The 19,823-nt window shown below is 63.3% G+C and carries 16 protein-coding genes and 1 pseudogene; 12 read left to right on the top strand and 5 right to left on the bottom strand.

What is annotated here, in order from left to right; genetic code table 11:
• Positions 1-301: 301 nt before the first annotated feature.
• The 3 genes from BMI89_RS02630 to BMI89_RS02640 all read left to right on the top strand — a co-directional run bounded on the left by BMI89_RS02630 (position 302) and on the right by BMI89_RS02640 (position 5,110).
• Complete coding sequence (locus BMI89_RS02630) at positions 302-2,053, top strand: sigma-54-dependent Fis family transcriptional regulator (RefSeq protein WP_078569726.1); 1,752 nt, start codon at positions 302-304, stop codon at positions 2,051-2,053.
• A gap of 141 nt (positions 2,054-2,194) precedes the next feature.
• Positions 2,195-3,994, top strand: coding sequence for an NAD(P)/FAD-dependent oxidoreductase (locus tag BMI89_RS02635; RefSeq protein WP_078569727.1), 1,800 nt, complete (start codon positions 2,195-2,197; stop codon positions 3,992-3,994).
• Between the two features lie 63 nt (positions 3,995-4,057).
• Positions 4,058-5,110 carry a 2,3-butanediol dehydrogenase gene (locus BMI89_RS02640; protein ID WP_078569728.1) on the top strand — a complete coding sequence of 351 codons (1,053 nt, stop codon included), beginning with the start codon at positions 4,058-4,060 and terminating at the stop codon, positions 5,108-5,110.
• 248 nt (positions 5,111-5,358) lie between these two features.
• On the opposite strand, the gene BMI89_RS02645 is transcribed toward BMI89_RS02640, so the two are convergent.
• Together BMI89_RS02645 and BMI89_RS02650 are read right to left on the bottom strand one after the other, a co-directional pair.
• Positions 5,359-6,666, bottom strand: a complete 1,308-nt coding sequence (locus BMI89_RS02645) for a Glu/Leu/Phe/Val dehydrogenase (protein WP_210402133.1) — start codon at positions 6,664-6,666, stop codon at positions 5,359-5,361.
• Between the two features lie 230 nt (positions 6,667-6,896).
• Complete coding sequence (locus tag BMI89_RS02650) at positions 6,897-7,802, bottom strand: LysR family transcriptional regulator (RefSeq protein WP_078545613.1); 906 nt, start codon at positions 7,800-7,802, stop codon at positions 6,897-6,899.
• A gap of 225 nt (positions 7,803-8,027) precedes the next feature.
• On the opposite strand from BMI89_RS02650, the gene BMI89_RS02655 reads away from it, so the two are divergent.
• The 9 genes and pseudogenes from BMI89_RS02655 to BMI89_RS02695 form a co-directional block, all read left to right on the top strand.
• Positions 8,028-8,816, top strand: coding sequence for a 5-oxoprolinase subunit PxpA (locus BMI89_RS02655; protein WP_078569730.1), 789 nt, complete (start codon positions 8,028-8,030; stop codon positions 8,814-8,816).
• Between the two features lie 12 nt (positions 8,817-8,828).
• Positions 8,829-9,062, top strand: coding sequence for an acetyl-CoA carboxylase (locus BMI89_RS02660; RefSeq protein ID WP_078540022.1), 234 nt, complete (start codon positions 8,829-8,831; stop codon positions 9,060-9,062).
• 4 nt (positions 9,063-9,066) lie between these two features.
• Positions 9,067-10,440 (top strand): acetyl-CoA carboxylase biotin carboxylase subunit, encoded by a 1,374-nt coding sequence (locus BMI89_RS02665; RefSeq protein WP_078569731.1) that lies wholly within the window; start codon positions 9,067-9,069, stop codon positions 10,438-10,440.
• A gap of 9 nt (positions 10,441-10,449) precedes the next feature.
• Positions 10,450-11,325 carry a carboxyltransferase domain-containing protein gene (locus BMI89_RS02670; RefSeq protein ID WP_078540024.1) on the top strand — a complete coding sequence of 292 codons (876 nt, stop codon included), beginning with the start codon at positions 10,450-10,452 and terminating at the stop codon, positions 11,323-11,325.
• Complete coding sequence (locus BMI89_RS02675; RefSeq protein WP_078569732.1) at positions 11,315-12,283, top strand: biotin-dependent carboxyltransferase family protein; 969 nt, start codon at positions 11,315-11,317, stop codon at positions 12,281-12,283. The genes BMI89_RS02670 and BMI89_RS02675 overlap by 11 nt, the downstream gene beginning before the upstream one ends.
• Positions 12,284-12,365: 82 nt before the next feature.
• On the top strand, positions 12,366-13,436 hold the full coding sequence (gene torT, locus BMI89_RS02680; RefSeq protein WP_078569733.1) for a TMAO reductase system periplasmic protein TorT: 1,071 nt from the start codon (positions 12,366-12,368) through the stop codon (positions 13,434-13,436).
• Between the two features lie 65 nt (positions 13,437-13,501).
• Positions 13,502-15,028: a sugar ABC transporter ATP-binding protein gene (locus BMI89_RS02685; RefSeq protein ID WP_078569734.1), complete on the top strand. Its 1,527-nt coding sequence runs from the start codon at positions 13,502-13,504 to the stop codon at positions 15,026-15,028.
• Positions 15,025-16,032: an ABC transporter permease gene (locus BMI89_RS02690; protein ID WP_232621712.1), complete on the top strand. Its 1,008-nt coding sequence runs from the start codon at positions 15,025-15,027 to the stop codon at positions 16,030-16,032. The genes BMI89_RS02685 and BMI89_RS02690 overlap by 4 nt, the downstream gene beginning before the upstream one ends.
• 154 nt (positions 16,033-16,186) lie before the next feature.
• Positions 16,187-16,725 (top strand): annotated as a pseudogene (locus tag BMI89_RS02695) (transposase); the annotation flags it as partial.
• A gap of 69 nt (positions 16,726-16,794) precedes the next feature.
• Here the strand turns inward: BMI89_RS02695 and dctP are convergent.
• From dctP to BMI89_RS02710, 3 genes are read right to left on the bottom strand one after another with little or no spacing between them, the layout of a single operon-like run.
• Positions 16,795-17,865, bottom strand: coding sequence for a TRAP transporter substrate-binding protein DctP (gene dctP / locus BMI89_RS02700; RefSeq protein ID WP_078569735.1), 1,071 nt, complete (start codon positions 17,863-17,865; stop codon positions 16,795-16,797).
• 30 nt (positions 17,866-17,895) lie between these two features.
• A complete protein-coding gene (locus tag BMI89_RS02705; protein WP_078540029.1) occupies positions 17,896-19,185 on the bottom strand; it encodes a TRAP transporter large permease in 1,290 nt (429 codons plus the stop codon).
• Positions 19,185-19,772 (bottom strand): TRAP transporter small permease subunit, encoded by a 588-nt coding sequence (locus tag BMI89_RS02710; RefSeq protein WP_078569736.1) that lies wholly within the window; start codon positions 19,770-19,772, stop codon positions 19,185-19,187. The genes BMI89_RS02705 and BMI89_RS02710 overlap by 1 nt, the downstream gene beginning before the upstream one ends.
• Between the last annotated feature and the right edge of the window lie 51 nt (positions 19,773-19,823).

Genomic DNA, 19,823 nt, shown 5'->3' on the forward strand with positions numbered 1-19,823 from the left:
CGCGGGTGTGTTCGCCGAGTTTCGCACAGGAGCCGCCAACATCGACATCGGCCGAGCCAAAATCACCGAGAGGGGCACCAAGCCGGACGGCCTGCGTTGTCGGTCGGGATATCGCACCGCAGCTCTCACTTCTCGTGCATTCAAATTTTCAAAGACAATCGCAAAACGATTGCGGCCTGGCGCGACCTTGTTGGAGATAGAGGTAAAAAGCTCCGCATCGGCACACCATTCTCTACGACCAATTTCTATTCCGGTCTGAAGCGCAGCCTGTGCTATTGTCCCTCCAGGGAGGCGACGCGCCATGAGAGATGCAGGGCATGTCGAGGAGATCGGACGGGTGCTGGACGGCAGCCAGACCGGGCGAGACAGTTTCGTTTCGGCCTCGTGGCGGCGTTGTGTCGAGCTTTACGGCATGGATCCGACGCGCTCCGACCCGGCCTATATCGTGACCGAGGCAGAGCTGCGCGATCACCGCAAGCAGGCGGAATGGATGATCGCGGCGGCGCGTTCCGGGTTGCAGTCGCTTTTCCGGCAGGTGGCAGGACAAAATTACGTCTTGCTGCTCACCGACGCCAAAGGGGTCTGTGTCGATTTCTTCGGCGACGATCTCTTCACCGAAGACCTGCGCAGCGCGGGGCTCTATCTAGGATCGAACTGGTCCGAGGACCTGGCCGGAACCTGTGGTGTCGGGGCTTGCATCGTGACGCAAGAGCCTGTGACCGTGCATCAGGACGATCATTTCGGAAACGCCCATACTGTTTTGTCCTGCACCGCCGCGCCGATCTTCGACAGTCTCGGACAACTGGCAGCGGTGCTCGACATTTCGCTTTTGCGCTCGCCCACGCCCAAGAGTAGCCAGAACCTCGCGATGAATCTCGTGACGTCAGCGGCACGACGGGTCGAGATGGCCAACCTGATGGCCGAGAGCCCGCGCGACTGGGTGTTGCGCCTGTCCTCCAGCCCGGAATTCCTTGATGTCGATCCCGAGGCCGCTGTGCGGCTCGATGGCTCCGGTCGCGTGCTGGGCTATACCCGCGCCGCGCGGCGGTTGTTTCCCGAAGGCGCCCCGATCCTCGGGCGCGGGATCGATGAGGTGCTCAGCATCAGCGTCGATGACCTGCCCGACCTGATGCGTGACCGCCCGACCGAGGAGCGGGTGATCGAGATGCGCGATGGTGGGGCGTTGTTTGGTCATGCGATCGCACCCAAAGCGCCACGTCACCCTCATCAGGGACTGCGTCGTGGCGGACCGCTCGCGGGCCTGACCGGGGGCGATCCGGAGATGAACCGTTTGATCGGACAGGCTGAGCGGCTGGCCCCGGGCAATGTGCCCCTGCTGATCTGTGGCGAGACCGGCACCGGAAAGACGAAACTCGCCCGTGCGATCCACATGACCAGCAAGGCGCAAGGGTTCATCAGCCTCGAATGCGCGGGGCTCGACCCGCAGGCGCTGATGCAAAACTGCGCCGAGGCAATCGGGCCGACGACGCTTCTGCTGCGCCGGATCGAAGAGATCGCTCCGGAGACGGCGATCGCGCTCGGCGGGCTACTCGACCGGCGCCCCGAATTGCGCACGCTGGCGACGAGTTGCTTTGAGCCCAGCCAGATCGCGCTGCCGCGTCCGCTTTTCCATCGGCTCGCGGGGTGCGCGCTCAGCGTCCCGCCCCTGCGGATGCGGCGTGATCTCGATTGGCTGATGTCGCGTCATCTGCGCCGCCACGCGGGCGACGCGGTCCGGCTGTCGCCCTCGGCACGGGCCGAATTGCTGGGACGTAGCTGGCCCGGCAATATCCGCGAGCTCGAACAGGTTCTCGACGTGGCGGCGGCGCTCTGTGTCGGCTCGGTGATCGACCTCCTCGATCTGCCTAACCCCGTCGAAGTAACCCCGCAAATCGAGAAGGCCCTGCCCGCACCGAGTGACCCATGGGACATGCTCGAGGAGATTCTGGACGCCTGCGAGTGGAACATGGCGCGCGCCGCCCGGCGGCTCGGGGTCAACCGCTCGACTATCCTGCGTCGGATCCGCAAGGCCGGGTTGCGTCCGCCCGAGTGATATGTTGCGCCCTTGTTGCGCGCGCAACATGCCGCGCCGCAGCAGGCGCTTTTCCTCCCTTTGCACGCGTCTCGACCATGGATCGCTCAGCGATCACGCCCCGATACTCCTCCTAGAGACACGCGCAGAGGAGGAGACGCGATGCTTGATACCACCATCAACACACAGACCCAGGACATGCTGGACAGCCTGAACGCCGCGCTGGAGAGCGGCGATATCGACCGCGCGGCCGCGCTGTTTGCGACCGACAGCTACTGGCGCGACCTCGTTGCGGTCAGCTGGAACCTGAAAACCGTGGAAGGGCCGGACGGCGTCGCCGACATGCTGAGAAACCAGCTCGAGCACACCCGCCCCGGCAAGTTCGAGATCCAGTCGGGCGAGATCCCTGCCGAGGAGGGCGGCGTGATCACCGCCTGGGTCACTTTCGAGACGAAGTCGGGCCGCGGCTGGGGCCTGATGCGGATCCGAGATGGCCGCATCTGGACGCTGCTGACGGCGCTGCAGGAACTCAAAGGCTTCGAGGAAAACCGCGGCACGCGCCGCCCGATGGGCGCTGAACATGGCGCGCGCAAGAACCGGACCTCGTGGAAGGAGCGGCGCGAGGCGGAAGAGGCGGATCTGGGCTATGGCACGCAGCCCTATGTGCTGATCGTCGGCGGCGGTCAGGGCGGGATCGCGCTGGGTGCGCGGCTGCGCCAGCTTGGTGTGCCTGCGATCGTGCTGGATAAGCATGACCGGCCCGGCGACCAGTGGCGGAGCCGTTACAAGTCGCTCTGCCTGCATGACCCGATCTGGTATGACCACCTGCCCTACATCAAGTTTCCCGACAATTGGCCGGTCTTCACGCCCAAGGACAAGGTTGGCGACTGGCTCGAGATGTATACCAAGGTGATGGAGATCAATTACTGGACGCGGTCCGAAGTGACCGGTGCCAGCTACGACGAAGCCACCGGAAAATGGACAGTCGAGGTCAATCGTGACGGCGAGACGGTGACTCTGGAGCCGACGCAGCTTGTGCTCGCGACCGGAATGTCTGGCAAGCCGAACATGCCACATTTCCCGGGCATGGAAGACTTCAAGGGCACGATCCAACACTCGTCGCAGCATGAGGGCCCCGATCCGTGGACTGGCAAGAAAGTGGTCGTGATCGGTTCGAACAACTCCGCGCACGACATTTGCGCGGCACTCTGGGAAGGCGATGCGGATGTCACCATGGTGCAGCGATCCTCCACCCATATCGTGCGCTCGGACTCGCTGATGGAGATCGGGCTCGGCGCGCTCTACTCGGAAGAGGCGCTCGCCAACGGTGTCACAACCGAGAAGGCAGACATGATCTTCGCCTCCCTGCCCTACAAGATCATGCACGAGTTCCAGATCCCGCTTTATGACCAGATGCGCGAGCGCGATGCGGAGTTCTATGCAGGGCTGGAAAAGGCCGGCTTCGATCTGGACTGGGGCGACGATGGCTCCGGGCTGTTCATGAAATACCTGCGCCGCGGCTCGGGCTATTACATCGACGTGGGCGCCAGCCAGCTGATCATCGATGGCGAGGTGAAGCTGGCCAAGGGGCAGGTCGACCATTTCGAGGAGGACGCTGTGGTGCTCGCCGACGGCACGCGCTTGCCCGCCGATCTGGTGGTCTTCGCAACCGGCTACGGCTCGATGAACGGCTGGGCCGCCGATCTGATCAGCCAAGAGGTCGCCGACAAGGTTGGCAAGGTCTGGGGGCTTGGTTCGGACACCACAAAAGACCCCGGCCCGTGGGAAGGCGAGCAGCGCAATATGTGGAAGCCGACCCAACAGGAGCATCTGTGGTTCATGGGCGGCAACCTGCACCAATCGCGGCATTACTCGCTCTATCTCGCGCTGCAACTGAAAGCGCGACTGGAGGGGCTGGAGACCCCGGTCTACGGGCTTCAGGAAGTCCACCACCTTTCCTGACCCCATCCCTCTCCCGGCCCCACACGGGCCGGGAGAACTTCCCCCATTGAACGGAGACATTCCATGAAAGCTGCACGTTGGCACGGCGTGAAAGACATTCGCGTCGAGGAAATAGACACCCCTACCCCCGGCCCCGGAGAGGTCGCGATCAAGGTCGCATGGACCGGAATCTGCGGGTCCGATCTGCACGAATATCTGGCGGGACCGATCTTCGTCCCGGTCGAGCAGGATCATCCGCTCAGCCATGAAAAGGCGCCGATCACCATGGGGCACGAATATTGCGGGACCGTGGCGGAGTTGGGAGAAGGAGTCGCGGGACTGAACATCGGCGATCGTGTCGCGATCGAGCCGATCTTCGCCTGCGGCACCTGCGCCGCATGCCTTGAGGGCAAATACAACCTCTGTGACCGTCTCGGTTTTGTCGGGCTCTCCGGGGGACATGGCGGTTTCGCTGCAACCTCAGTTGTCCCCGCCCGAATGGTTCACAAGATGCCCGACGCGCTGTCGATGGAACAGGGCGCGTTGGTCGAGCCCGCCGCTGTCGCGCTGCATGCGGTGCGCATATCAAAGATCAGGGCGGGTGACACGGCTGCGGTCTTCGGCGCAGGGCCGATCGGGCTTTTGGTCGTCGAGGCGCTGCGCGTCGCCGGCGCGGCCCAGATCCATGTCGTCGAGCCCTCGGCTGAACGCCGCGAGAAAGCGCTCGAACTCGGCGCCACCAGCGCCATAGACCCGACGGCGGAAGACCCCGTCGCGAAAATTCGTGACGCCACCGGCGGTGTTCATGTCGCTTTCGAAGTGACCGGCGTGCCGCGCGTTTTGCCGCAATGCATCGACAGCACCCGCCACGAAGGTCAGACGCTGATCGTCTCGATCTGGGAAGGAGACGCCGCCTTCCAACCCAATACGGCCGTTCTGAAAGAGCGCCAACTGCAGGGCACCATCGCATACCGCAATGTCTACCCGGCGGTGATGGAGCTGATGGTGCAGGGCTATTTCAGTGCCGACAAGCTGGTGACCAAGCGGATCAAGATCGATCAGATCGTGGAGCAAGGCTTCGAAGCGCTCGTCGCGGAAAAATCCCAGGTGAAGATCCTGGTCGAAGCGCCAGACTGAAGAAGCCAGAACCTCTTCGCGCTGCGCACGCAAAACCCCTAACGCGCGCGCAGCGCACCAGAGCGGGAGATTGCTCTATTCGTCCGCGGAACCTTTGGGGTCGACAGATAACGCTTCACACTGTGAATGCATATTCTCGAACAACGCTTCTTTGAAAGCTTATCCTTGCGAGGATACGGGCCACCTTGGACTATCGCTGACCCCGAGATCGTGCTTTTCCATGTGCCAATTGAGGTCGGGATCGGCCGCTATGATCCCTCAAAATAAGCGGGTGTGCCCCTCGCTTCCACGGATTCAGCGATCCGCCGCAGACCGTGGATATAGGCGGCATCCCGCATCGACAGCTCCATTTCGTTGTGCAATGTCCAGATCGATTGCGTCTCGGTTTCCATCGTCGTCTTCAGATGATCCCGGACGCGCGAGCTGTCCCAATAAAAACCCGATCTGTTCTGGACCCATTCCAGATGCGAAACCGTGACGCCACCGGAATTCGCGAGGATATCGGGCACGATGATATGCCCGGCTTCCGTCAGCTTCTTGTCGGCCTCGGGCGAGACCGGCCCATTCGCCATTTCCAGAATGATGCGGGCTTTGATCCTGTCGCAATTTTCGAGCGTGATCTGTCGTTCCAACGCGGCAGGCACCAGCACGTCGCAATCGAGCTCCAACAACTCGGCATTCGAAATCTCTTTCGTTTTGCCTTGCCCTTTCGCACCTTTCATGCCGCCGGTTTCATGCTTGTGTTGCATGACGGCGAGCGGATCCAATCCGCTTGGGTCGTAGATGCCGCCGGCGGAATCCGAAATGGCGACGATTTTATACCCGTCTGCGTGCAGAAGCTTGGCACAGTGGAAACCGACATTCCCGAACCCCTGGATCGCCACCGTGGCGGTGTTCGGGTCGAGGGCGAGCGCGGATTCCAGATAGCGCAGCGCATAGTATCCGCCGCGCGCCGTCGCATCGACCCGCCCGTTCGTGCCCCCGAAGGCGAGAGGCTTGCCGGTAATCGCGCTCGGGGAGGCTTGCCCTGAAATCCAGCTATATTGGTCCGCCATCCACGCGATGACGATCCCGTTCGTATACATGTCCGGCGCCAGAATATCGCGATCGGGGCCGATGAACGGCGCGAAGGCTTCGACATAGGCCCGGCTCAATCGTTCCAATTCGTTCACCGAGAGCGTCTTCGTGTCCACGCAGACCCCGCCCTTCCCGCCGCCGAACGGTAGGTTGGCCACGGCGCATTTGAACGTCATCCAGAAGGAAAGCGTCTCGATCTCGTCGAGCGAGACGTTCGGATGGAAACGAACGCCGCCCTTGGTCGGACCCCGCCGGTCGTTATAGCGGCACCGCCACGACTGGAACGCGCGTCGGCTCCCGTCATCCATCCGGATCAAGAGCGTGGCGGCCAGAGTTTCACGGGGCCCTTTGAGCTCTTCGAAAACGTCGGGATGAATGTTGAGCCGCTCGCAGGCTGCCCGCAGTGTCTCGCGAGACTTCGCCAGCATTCCCGTCGTCGGGGGCGTATTCTCCTCGACGTCTTTTTTCTTAGTCGGCATGGGCTCGAAACTCCGTGGCGAGGTTTTCTAGGACGGTTTCTGCAGGACTTTTTCCGACAGTCAGCCGACAGGGCGGGCGGCGTCATTGATTTGTCTCAAAATATGCGAGCTGGCGTCCAAGGCTTCGACTTCGCTCCAAGTCGCGGCTTGGAGGCGCGGCCTGACTGCAGACTGACGCCCCAGATTTGCAGTCGGCATTGTTGACGATGGGAAAATTCGATCGCCTTGGCTCAGCTGTTCAACGTCAGCGAGCTGTCGAAAGTCAGCCGGAAGTAGTCGTAGAGCGCAACCGCGCCCGGAGACAGCTCGGCCCCTCGGCGCCAGGCCAGACCGACATCCATTGTCGGAACGGGCGGATCGGTTTCGACCGTTACGATCCGTTTGCCCTCGAGAGACCAGGGGCGATAGACCATGTCGGAGAGCACGGTCACCCCCTGCCCGTTCGCCACGATCGAGCGCACCGCCTCGATCGACGAGGTGCGCAGCTTCACGCGCGGCTGGGTCGAACCGAAGTTCCAGTATTTCATCGTCGTGTTCGCCGCCTCGTCGACGGTGAGCATGATATAGTCCTCGTCGGCGATCTCCTTGAAATCGACGCTGCGCAGGTTCGCCAGCCGGTGCCCCTGCGGCAGCCAGAGCCTGCGCGGCGAGCGCATCAGCGTCTCGCTCTCCAGTTCCGGGTTCATCACGTTCGAGGTCAGCACGATCGCGATGTCGAACCGGTTCGACAGCAGCCCTTCCTCCACCGCTTCGCGGTTCAGCTCGTGGAGCTGGATATCGAGATTGGGGTGCAGCCGCGCCAGCCGCCCCAGATGATAGGGCAGGAAATACCCGATCACCGTGTAGGTGGTCGCGACGAGAACCCGCCCGGTGACGCCGGAGCTGCGCTCGCGGATATTCACCGCCTCGTCGAGCTTGGTGAGGATATCGTAGGACAGGCCCAGCAACTCGCGCCCCGACTGGGTCAGCTCCATCCCGTGCGAGGTCCGGGTGAAAAGCTCGGTATCCATCTCGGCCTCAAGCTCGCGGATCGCGGTCGTCACCGAGGACTGGGAAATCGAGAGTTCGTTGGCCGCCCGGCTGACCTGACCGGTCTCGGCGGTGGCCACGAAATACTTGAGCTGACGGAAGTTCATGCCGCCTCCTTTCGGATTTTCCGATAATGTCGACCACGGGATTCAGATATCAGAGGTTCGCAATCTGCACAGATCGAAGTCATATCCATATTTTTCAGCAATTTGCACCGGACAGTGTCTAATCACATTATCGAATACCACGATAATGCTCTCACTGATATTAGAATTTTACATGTCGTTCACATTGTCGAAAGCTGATCTTGCAACAGAGATCTGGGAAGAGACATGCCGAAACTCATCGACCTGAACTGTGACCTCGGAGAAGGCTTCGGCCATTGGGCCATGGCTGGCGCGCCGGATGATCAGCTGATGCCGCTGATCTCCTCGGCCAATGTCGCGAACGGTTTTCACGCCGGCGACCCGATGCAGATGAACCGGGTCGCGAAGCTCTGCCATCAGCATTCCGTCGGTCTCGGCGCGCATCCCGGCTATCGCGATCTCGTAGGGTTCGGGCGCCGCCATATCAACGCGAGCTCCGAGGAGCTGGTGAACGACATCATCTACCAAGTGGGGGCGATGCGCGAATTCGGTCGCCGCTACGGGGTGCCGCTGCAGCACGTCAAACCGCACGGCGCGCTCTACATGGAGGCCGCGCGCAACGAGGACCTCTCGCGCCATCTGGTCGAGACGCTGCAACGCTACGCGCCGGGGCTGATCCTGTTCTGCATGGATATCTCGAAGACCTACGCGGTCGCCAAGCGCCTCGGTCAGCCGGTCGTGCGCGAGTTCTATGCCGACCGTGACTATGACGACAGCGGCTCGATCGTCTTCGCCCGCCACGTCTCCGCGCCCGACCCCAAGAAGCTCGCCGCGAAATGCGTGCGCGCCTGCCTCGAGAACACCGTCGAGACGGTCACCGGCAAGACGATTACGGTGGAGTTCGAGTCGATCTGCTTCCACTCGGACACGCCCGGCGCGCTGGAAATCGGCCACGCGATCAAGACTGCACTGCAAGAAAACGGCGTCACCATTGCCCCTGCGGCGATGGTTCTCGCTGAAAATGAAAAGACCTGACAGGAGAGAGCCATGACGGATATCGTTTCCCCGCTTCCCGGAACTTTCTACCACAAGCCCGACCCCAATTCGGCCCCGTTCAAATCCGCGGGCGACGCGGTTGCGGTCGGCGACACGATCGGGCTGATCGAGGTGATGAAGACCTTCATCGAGGTAAAAGCCGAGGCCGCGGGCACCTTCTCGGACTATGTCGCGGCGGATGCGACGCCGGTTTCGGCGGGCGATGTGCTCGCGAAGATGGGCTGATCCAATGGCGATCGAAACTCTCTTCATTGCAAACCGGGGCGAGATCGCCGTGCGGATCATCCGCGCTGCGCAATCGCTCGGCATCAAGACGGTGCAGGCCTATTCCGAGGCCGATGCCGAGATGCTGGCGGTCAAGCTCGCCGACGAGGCGGTCTGTGTCGGGCCAGCGCCTGCCGCGAAATCCTACCTGAACATCCCCACCGTCGTGGCGGCCGCGAAAGACGCGGGCGCCGATGCGGTCCATCCGGGCTACGGGTTTCTGGCCGAGAACGCCGATTTCGCCCGCGCCGTGGAAGACGCCGGAATGACCTTCGTCGGCCCGAAGGCCGAGACGATCGAGCGGATGGGCGACAAGGTCGCCGCCCGGATCGCCGCGAAAGAGGCTGGCGTGCCGACGGTGCCCGGCTCTGACGGGCGCATCACGGCAGACGAGGCGCTGAGCGTGGCGGACGAGATCGGCTACCCGGTGATGATCAAGGCCGCCGCCGGTGGCGGTGGGCGCGGCATCCGGATCGCGCAGGACGCCGCCGAGCTGGCCCGTCTCGCCCCGCAGGCCCGCGCCGAGGCCGAAGCGGCTTTCGGCGACGGTGGCCTCTATCTGGAAAAGGTGATCGTCAATCCGCGCCATATCGAGGTGCAGATCCTCGGCGACGGCACGGGGGCCGCGGTTCATTGCTACGAGCGCGAATGTTCGCTGCAGCGCCGCCGTCAGAAGGTCTGGGAAGAAGCCCCGGCCTTCGGCCTGCCGGACGCCACCCGCGAGGCGATGTGCAATGCGGCGGTCGCTCTGGCCGAAGCCGTGAACTATCGCGGCGCGGGCACGATCGAATATCTCTACGATGCGGTCGCCGATGAGTTCTACTTCATCGAGATGAACACCCGTATTCAGGTCGAACATCCCGTGACCGAGATGATCACCGGGCTCGATCTGGTCGCCATGATGCTGCTGATCGCGGGCGGCGAGACGCTGCCCGTCACGCAAGATCAGATCACCTGCACGGGCCATGCGATCGAGGTGCGCCTCAATGCCGAGGATCCGCTGATGCAGTTCCTGCCCTTCCCCGGCAAGGTGGCCTCGCTGTCGATCCCCGAAGGCGAAGGTCTGCGCTTCGATCACTTCCTCTATGAGGGCTACCAGATCCCGCCCTTCTACGACTCGCTTCTGGGCAAGATGATCGTTCATGCGCCGACCCGCGAGGCCGCGATCGACCTGATGGCCGAGACGCTGAAAGACCTGGAAATCGGCGGCCTGAAGACCACCACGCCCCTGCATCTGGCGCTCGCCGCCGATCCGGGCGTACGCGCCGGCGACTTCCATACGCAATGGCTCGAGCCCTGGCTCGATGCCGGCAACCTCACCGCAACCGACGCAGCATAGGAGATCCCCATGAAGACAAGGTATTCCTTTGGCGGCGACGAGCACGTCTATGTCGAGGTCGACGAGGAGATGTCGCTCGAAGCCTTCTTCGTAGCACTGTCGCTGCGCAACGCCGTGGCCGAGGCGAACATTCCCGGCGTGACCGAGATCTGCCCCGCCAATGCCAGCTTTGAAGTGCGCTTCAACCCCGACGTGATCTCGCCCGACGAGATGATGGCGCGGATCAAGGAGCTCGAGCACAAGGCCGAGGCCGGCGAGAAGCGCCTCGACACGCGGATCGTCGAGGTCCCGGTCTATTTCCAGGACCCCTGGACCCACGAGACCCTGATGCGGTTCCGCGAACGCCATCAGGATCCGGAGGCGACCGATCTCGAATATGCCGCGCGTATCAACGGCTATGACAGCGTGGAAGCCTTCATCGAAGCCTATCACTCGCAGCCGTGGTTCGTCTCGATGGTGGGTTTCGTGGCGGGCTTGCCGTTCCTTTACCAGCTCGTCGAGCGCGAGAAGCAGATCGAGGTGCCGAAATACCTGCGCCCCCGGACCGATACGCCCAAGCACACGGTCGGTATCGGCGGCTGCTTCGGCTGCATCTACTCGGTGCGCGGCGCGGGCGGCTACCAGATGTTCGGCATCACCCCGATGACGATCTTCGATCCGACCCAGACCGTCTCCTATCTGCAAGACTTCATGGTCTTCTTCAAACCCGGCGACATCGTGAAGTGGAAACCGATCGACCGCGCCGAGTTCGACCGGATCGAGGCCGCCGTGAAAGACGGCACCTATACCCCCCGCATTGCCGAAGTGACCTTCGATCTCGAAGCGTTCAACGCCGATATGGCGGGCACCAATGCGAAACTGATGGAGGCCCTCAATGGCGTTTAAGGTTGTCAAACCCGGCCTGTCGACGACGATCCAGGATCTTGGTCGTCCGGGCTATTTCCATCTCGGCATTCCCGAAGGCGGTGCGATGGATCGCTTCGCGATGCGGGTCGCCAACATGCTGGTCGGCAATGACGAGGCCGAGGCCGGTCTGGAAGCCGTCTTCATGGGCCCGGAACTGACGTTCGAGGATGACACACTCGTAGCCGTCACCGGTGGCGAGATGCCGATCATGGTCGATGGCGAGCCGCGCGAGAGCTGGTCCTCCTTCGTCGTGAAGGCGGGCCAGACGCTGAGCTTCGGCTTCCTGAAATCCGGCGCGCGCATCTACATCGCTTTCGGCGGCGGGATCGACACGCCGAGCGCACTCGGCTCGCGCTCGACCTATCCGATCGGCGCGCTTGGCGGGGTCGAAGGCCGCGCCATCGCGGCGAACGACGTGATCCCGGTCGGCAAGTCCAAGGACATGACCGAGCGCAAGCTCGACAAGGCGCTGCTCGCCCCGATCGAGACGCCGGTCAGCCTGCGGGTTCTCCCGGGCCTCTACTGGCACCGGCTGACCCCGGCCTCGCAGGCGCAGTTCTTCGCCGATGAATGGACCGTCGCCCCCGAGGCGGACCGGATGGGCTATCGCTTCCGCGGTGGCGCGCCGATGGAATTCGTCGAGCGTGAACAGCCCTTCGGCGCGGGCTCCGACCCGTCGAACATCGTCGATGGCTGCTATTCCTACGGCTCGATCCAGGTGCCGGGCGGACAGGAGCCCATCGTGCTCCATCGCGACGCGGTCTCGGGCGGGGGGTATTTCACCCTCGGCGCGGTGATCTCGGCCGATATGGACCTGATCGGGCAGCTGCAACCCAACACCAAGGTGCGCTTCGTCGAAGTGACCATGGAACAGGCACTGGCCGCGCGCACCGCACGCCGCGAACGGCTCGACAAGATCCGCGCCGCGCTCGGGTAAATCCCGGGCGCCCCGCGCCGACGTTATTCCACAAGCGGGGACAACCCGCGATCAAACCAAGCAACAGAGAGGTCTCTGAACAATGAAACATGTCCTGACATCCGTCGCGCTTCTGGGCGCAACGTGTGCCGCGCTCCCGGCCATGGCCGAGGATGCGTGGTTCCCCTACCCCGCCGAAGAGGTCGTCCCGGCCTTCTCCGCCGATGGCACCGCCCAGCCCATCGAATATGAGGCGCTGGCCAAGGCCGACAAGGATTACAAGATCTGCGTCTCCTTCCCGCACATGAAAGATGCCTATTGGCTGGGCGTCGATTACGGCGTGACCGAAGAGGCCAAGCGTGAAGGCGTCAGCCTGAACGTGGTCGAGGCCGGTGGCTACACCAACCTCGCCAAGCAGATCAGCCAGATCGAGGACTGTGCCGCCGGTGGCGCGCAGGCGGTCATCATCGGGGCGATCTCCTATGACGGTCTGAACTCGGTCGTGAAGGAACTGGCCGACAAGGACATCCCGGTCATCGACCTCGTCAACGGCATGTCCTCGCCCGACCTCGCGGCCAAGTCGCTCGTCTCCTTCGAGACGATGGGCAAAGAAATCGGCGCCTACCTCGCGCAGAAACACCCCGAGGGCAGCGACGAAGTGACCGTCGGCTGGTTCCCGGGTCCGGCAGGCGCAGGCTGGGTCGAAGCCGCGAACAAGGGCTTCATGGAAGCCGTGAAAGGCTCGGCCGTGAAAGTGCTCGAGCCGCGCTATGGCGACACCGGCAAGGAAGCCCAGCTCAAGCTGGTCGAAGACGTGCTGCAGGCGAACCCGGAAGTGAGCTACATCGCGGGCACCGCAGTGACCGCGGAAGTGGCACAGGGCCTGCTGCGCGAGCGCGGCCTGACCGACAAGGTCGGCAACCTCGCCTTCTACCTGACGCCCGGCGTCTATAGCGGCATCCAGCGCGGCTTCATCGAGGCGGCCCCGGCGGACTCGATGGTCATCCAGGGCCGGATCGCAGTCGATCAGGCGGTGCGGATCCTCGAAGGCAAGGACTACGTCAAACATGTCGGTCCGAAGATCTTCGTCATCACCAAGGACAATATCGAAGACACCCCGCGTTCCGCGGTGCTGCCGCCGGACGGCTTCCAGCCGGTCTTCTCGGTGAACTGACGACGCGCGGCGCCGGCCCTCCCCCTTCCGCCGGCGCCGCCAATTCCTGCCCTGGGAGACAGCAAATGACGAGCAAACCGCTTCTACAGGCGCATGGGCTGAGCAAGGCCTATCCGGGCGTCCTCGCCCTCGATGCCGTCGATTTCGACCTCTATGCGGGTGAGCTGCATGTGCTGTTCGGTGAGAACGGCGCGGGGAAATCGACGATGATCTCGCTGCTGGCGGGCGCCAATACCCCGACCTCCGGCACGATCGAGATGCGCGGCGAGCCGGTCCAGTTCGCCTCGGTGGCCGATGCGCAGGCCAAAGGCATCCATACCGTTTTTCAAGAATTCTCGCTGATCCCGACGATGAGCGTAGCGCAGAACATGTTTCTGGGTCACGAGCCGGGCGTCGGCCCCTTCCTGTCGCCGCGCGCGATGCGCCAGCGGGCGAAGCAGATCCTGACCGATCTGAACTTCGACATCGACCCGGACCTGACCGTGGCGCGCCTGTCGCGGGCGCAACAGCAGATGGTCGAGATCGCCAAGGCGATGCAGGGCGATCTGTCGGTCCTGATCCTCGACGAGCCCACCGCCTCGCTGACCGATCGCGAGGTCGATCAGCTCTTCGAGGTGATCGGGCGGCTCAAATCCGAAGGCGTGGGGATCATCTATATCTCGCACCGCGTCCATGAATTCGAGCGCATCGCAGAGCGCGTGACGGTGCTGCGCGACGGTGCGCATATCGGCACCGCGCCGATGGCCGATATGACCGAGCAGTCGCTCGTGGACATGATGGCCGGGCGCGAGATCCGCGACATCTACCCGAGCATCGCCCATACGCCCGGCGAAGTCGTCCTCGACGTGCAAAACCTCAGCGCCCCCGGAATAGATCACGCCTCCTTCGAGGTGCGCCGGGGCGAGGTGCTGGGCGTCGCGGGCCTCGTGGGCTCGGGCAAGTCGCGGCTGTTCCGCTCGGTGATGGGGCTCAACGCGACCCATGCCGGGCAGGTCCGCTTCAAGGGCCGGGACGTCACCGGCGCGCAGACCCGCAAGCTGGTGAAGGCGGGCGCGTGGTATCTCTCGCCCGACCGCAAGCATGAGGGCCTGATCCTCGCCGAGACGCCGCGCGGCAATCTGGTGATAGACCTGATGGCCGAGGGTGGCCCGCTGCTGCGCTCGCGCCAGCTGAGCACCCGCGCGGCGGAAATCTTCGGCCATGTCGAACTGCACGAAAGCTACCGCAGCCGCGTCGTCGGCAAGCTCTCGGGCGGCAATCAGCAGAAGGTGCTGTTCGGCAAGGCCTTCGGGCATGAGGCCGATCTCTACATCTTCGACGAGCCGACCGTGGGCGTCGACATGGGCACCCGCGCGGCGCTCTACCGGCTGATCGCGGAACTGGCCGAGGCCGGAAAGGCCGTGGTGGTGATCTCGTCGGATCTGCCAGAGGTGATGAACCTCGCCCACCGCGCCATTGTGCTCGCCAATGGCAAGATCACCGCCGAGCTGCCGCGCGAGGATCTGCGCGAGGACATCGTCCTGCGCTATTTCTTCGACCAGCCCGGCGCCTCCCAACAGACACTCCAAGACACAGAAGGAAGCCCCGCATGATGCAGGCCAATTCCAAGCCTTCGCTGGCGGCGCTGCCGCTGCGTATCTTCATCAAGCTCGGCGTGCTGCCGTTCTTCCTCATCGCGGCCGTCGTGATCTTCACCCTCGCCGCGCCGAACTTCCTGTCGCCGCAGAACCTGATCAACGTGGCACGGCAATCGGTCTATCTGGTGCTCGTGTCGCTGGGCCAGATGCTGGTGCTGATCTCGGGCGGCTTCGACCTCTCGGTCGGCACGGTGATCGCGCTCAGTTCCGTCGTCTCGGCGCTGGCGATGACCTGGGCTGCGCAGATCTTCCCCGATGCGATCTGGCTCGTGATCCTGATCGGGGCCTTCGCAGGCTTCGCGGTCGCGCTGATCGTGGGTGCGGTGAACGGGATCGGCGTCGCGCTGTTCGACGTCTCGCCCTTCATCATGACGCTGGGTGTCTCGTCTGTCGGGACCGGGCTTGCGCTGTTCCTGACCGGGGGCGTGCCGGTCTCGGGCCTGCCCTTCGCCTTCGGTGACACGTTTGGCTTCGGCCGGGTGTTCGGAGTGCCCGTGCCCGTGGTGATCGCCGTGATCGCCATCATCGTGATGTGGGTGCTCATGGCCCGCACCCGCGTCGGCGCCCGGATCTATGCCGTCGGCGGCAACATCAAGGCGGCCCATCTGTCGGCGATCAACACCCGCGGCACGCTGATCCTCGTCTATGGCCTTTGCGCCGTGATCGCGGCCCTGACCGGCCTGCTGCTGACCGCGCGCGTCGAGAGCGGCGATGCGAACCTTGGCGGCACGATCGCAATGGAGAGCATCGCGGCCTGCGTCATCGCCGGGGTCTCGCTGCGCGGCGGGATCGGCCGGGTGGAGAATGTCGTGCTCGGCGCCTTCTTCATCATCCTGATGCAAAACGGGATGAACCTCGCGCAGGTCAGCTCCTACATGCAGATGGTGCTCATCGGCCTGTTGCTCATCTGCGCCGTGATCTTCGACCAACTGCGCTACCGGATGATCGTGAAGGGCTAAGAGACCAATCTGGCCGGGTGCGCGCGTCTTGCGCCACCCGGCTTTTGTCTTTTCGTTCGGTCGAAGCGAGATGGAACGAAGCCGACATTCGTTGCGCGCTGCCGGTCGAACGCGACCGAGGCCTAGGGTCAGGATGCATTGATTTGTGTTGCGTCGCGTGATTCACGGCTCCGAAAACGGAGAGAAAAAGACCGTGATGATCGACGCAACCTACCTGAATGCACACCGCACCGCGACCAGCCTGGCCGCGAAAAAGGGGGGCGCGGTCGCCTGATCGAGCGAACCAAGGGGTTTGAGGGAAAAAGAAACTGTCCGGGGGGCAGTTTCGCCCGAAAACGGAATACCAAACTGGATGCCATCTGCGACAGCCAAGGGCGACCGCTCAGCCTGTTCGTCACCGCTGGGCAGGTCGGCGACTACATCGGTGCGCGGGCGCTGCTGAGCAGCCTACCCAAGGTCGACTGGTTCCGAGACGCGTTTCAGGACAAGGGGATACGCGCCTGCATCCCGGGCCGGAAGCAACGCAAGACGCCCATCAAATATGACAAACGCCGCTACAAGCGCCGTAACCGGATTGAGATAATGTTCGGCAGTCTCAAAGACTGGAGGCGTGTGGCGACTCGCTATGACCGATCTCCGAAGGTCTTCCTCTCCGCCATCGCCCTGGCGGCTCTCGTCATCTACTGGTTATGAATCCTAAGCCTAGAAAATGACAAACCCGCGCCACGAGGCGCGGGTTCGCTCTTCATCGGGAGCAAAGGCTCAGTTCAGCTCGTTCGCACGCTCTGCATCGACGGTCTTCGATGCCTGATCGACGGCTGATTGCAGGTCATCGAATACTTCGCCACCGTTCTGGACGTTGTCCTTGAACCAGCCATAGACCGGCTTCGCCGCGTCCTGGAACTGCTGCTTTTCCTCGGGCGTCGGCACGTATATCTCGCCGCCGTCCTTCTTGAACTCCTCATAGGCGGCGATCGACTTGCGCTTGGGCGAGGCGAAGGTCGCCTGCTGGAGCGCGGCGAACCCGTCTACGATCACACGCTGCATGTCGGGCGACATCTCCTTGAACTTTTGGTTGTTCATCCACCACAGCGCCGCCATGTAGGCATGCCCGTCGAGCGTCAGATGCTTCAGCCCGGCCTCGGGGAATTTCATGTTCATGATGTCGGTGATGCCGTTCTTGGTGCCGTCCACAACGCCGGTCTGCATCGCGGTGAAAAGCTCCGGCCACGGGATCGGGGTCGGCGAAGCACCCATCGCCTTCACCAACTCTTGCGGCAGGTCGGCGACGATGGTGCGGATCTTCATCCCCTTCAGATCTGCGGGCGTCTTCACCGTCTTCTTGGTGTTGGCGAAGTTGCGCCAGCCGCCGGTATTCCCGATCGTCATCAGGCGGATCATGTCGTCGCTATCCGCCAGCGCCATCTTGCGCAGCTCCGAGGTGAAGTCGGTATGGGTCAGCACTTCCTCGGCCACCCGGTCGTTCGGCATCAGATACGGCAGGTCGAGGACCTGCACGTAAGGAAAGATCCCCGCGGCGCCGCCCGAGGTCGAGATGTAGATATCGAGCGAGCCATCCGCGATGCCCTGCAGGCACTCCGCCCCGTTCGAGCAGAGCTGCGTGCCGATGAAGAGGTCGACCTTGATCTTCCCGTTCGAGGCATTCTCGACATAGTTCTTGAACACGACGAGACCGTCGTAATCCTCGTCATTGGTGTTGGAGTTGGCGACCGCGCGCAGGGTGATCGTATCGTCCTGAGCCTGCGCGGCCATGCCGAGCCCCGAGGCCAGCACGGCCCCCAACGCAAGCGATTTCACAAAAGTTCTGAGCATCGTTTCCTCCCTATATGCTTCAGTCTTGTCTTAGTTGGCGAACCCCGTCAGGCGGGGGATGGTCATCGAAATCGCGGGAAAATAGGTAATCAGGAAGATCACGGCCACTTCGACCGCGAGGAACGGCAGGATCGCGCGGGCGATGGTCTCGACCCGCTCTTTCGAGACGGCGGCGGCGACGAACAGCACCAGCCCCATCGGCGGCGTCGCGAGGCCCACGGTCAGGTTCACGCTCATGATGATCGCGAAATGGATCGGATCGACGCCGAGCCCGGTGAAGATCGGCGCGAGGATCGGTCCCAGCACGATGATCGCGGGGCCCGCGTCGAGGAACATGCCCACGATGAACAGCAGGATATTGATCAGGAACAGCAGGATCAGCGGGTTCTGCGACAGGCCGAGGATGAATTCCGCCAGCGCCTCGGGGGCGTGCGCAAGGCTGACGACGGTCTTGAACGCCATCGCCGCGCCCACCAGCAAAAGCACCACCGAAGAGGTCAGCCCCGCCCGCATCAGGATATGCGGCAGGTCGCCCCAGCGCAGCGTGCGCAGGATGAAGAGACCGACGATCAGCGCATAGGCCACGGCGATTGCCGCCGCCTCGGTCGGCGTGAAGACACCGCCCAAGATACCGCCTAGAATGATCACCGGCGTCATCAGCGGGAAAAACGCGCGCAAGGATGCCTGCCCGCGCTCGGGCCAGGTGTGTTTCTTCGAGGCGGGGGGAAACCCGTGCTTGTTGGCCATGAACTTGACCATCAGCATCAGCCCGATACCGACGAGCGCCCCTGGCACGATCCCCGCGAGGAACAGCGCCGCGACCGACTGGCCCATGACATAGGCGTAGATGATCATGATGCCCGAAGGCGGGATGATCGGGCCAATCACCGAGCTGGCCGCGGTGATGGCGGCGGCGAATTTGCGGGTGTAGCCCTGCTGTTCCATCGCCGGGATCAGCATCGAACCCAGTGCCGAAGTGTCGGCCACCGCCGAGCCCGAAAGCCCCGCGAACAGCATCGAGGACAGGACATTCACATGCGCGAGCCCGCCGCGCAGATGGCCCATCATCGCTTCCGAGAACTCCACCAGACGGCGCGTGATGCCGCCCGAATTCATCATCTCGCCCGCCAGCATGAAGAACGGGATCGCGAGCAGCGGGAAGCTGTCCATCCCGTTGTAAAGGTTGCGGTAAAGCAGCGCGAAATCGCGCTCTTGCCCGTTCAGGAGCAGCATCGCGCCGGGCGCTGCCAGAAGCGCGAAGAAGATCGGGAAGCCGATCAGGATCAGGACGAGGAAAAGGGGCAGGAACCAGACCAGCATCACTCGGCCCCTCCGGCGACGGACCAGACCGGCGGCAGCGGATCGTCCCCGGTGCGGAAGGCGAGCAGATTGCGCAGGATCAGCTCGATATTGACCAGCACGAGAAGCGCGAAGCCCACCACGAGCGAGGCCATCATCCAGCTCCGCGGCACGCGAATCCAAGCGTCGAAGGCCAGGTTTTCCGGCACCCAGAGCGAGGCGGTCGCGAATTTCCCGCCAAAGCCGGTGATCCCGGCCCAGCCGAGTTTCAGTGCCGCGACCGAGACCAGCAGCGAGAACACCAAAAGCACCAGCGTCAGCCCGCGCCCCACCAGCTTCGGCAGCATCACCGCCAGCATGTCGATCGCCACGAAGCCGCCCGAGCGAAACGCCGAGGGCGCCATCAGACCCGCCATCCAGAGCATGCAGAACCGCGCCGCCTCATCGGGCCAGGGCAGCGCGCTGTTGAGCACATAGCGGAACCAGATCTGGATCAGGATCGCGATGACCATCGCCGCCACGGCGAAAACACCCGCCCACCGACCGATGGCGAGCAGGATGTCGTTCAGCCGGACCAGCGGCCTGGCCAGAATTGTCAGCAGGGTCATGCGCGCGTTTCCTCCCTCGCGATCCCTTGAAGCCCCGGCGCCGCGCTCCTC

This window comes from Thioclava sp. F36-7 (assembly GCF_002020075.1).
Classification (GTDB): domain Bacteria; phylum Pseudomonadota; class Alphaproteobacteria; order Rhodobacterales; family Rhodobacteraceae; genus Thioclava; species Thioclava sediminum.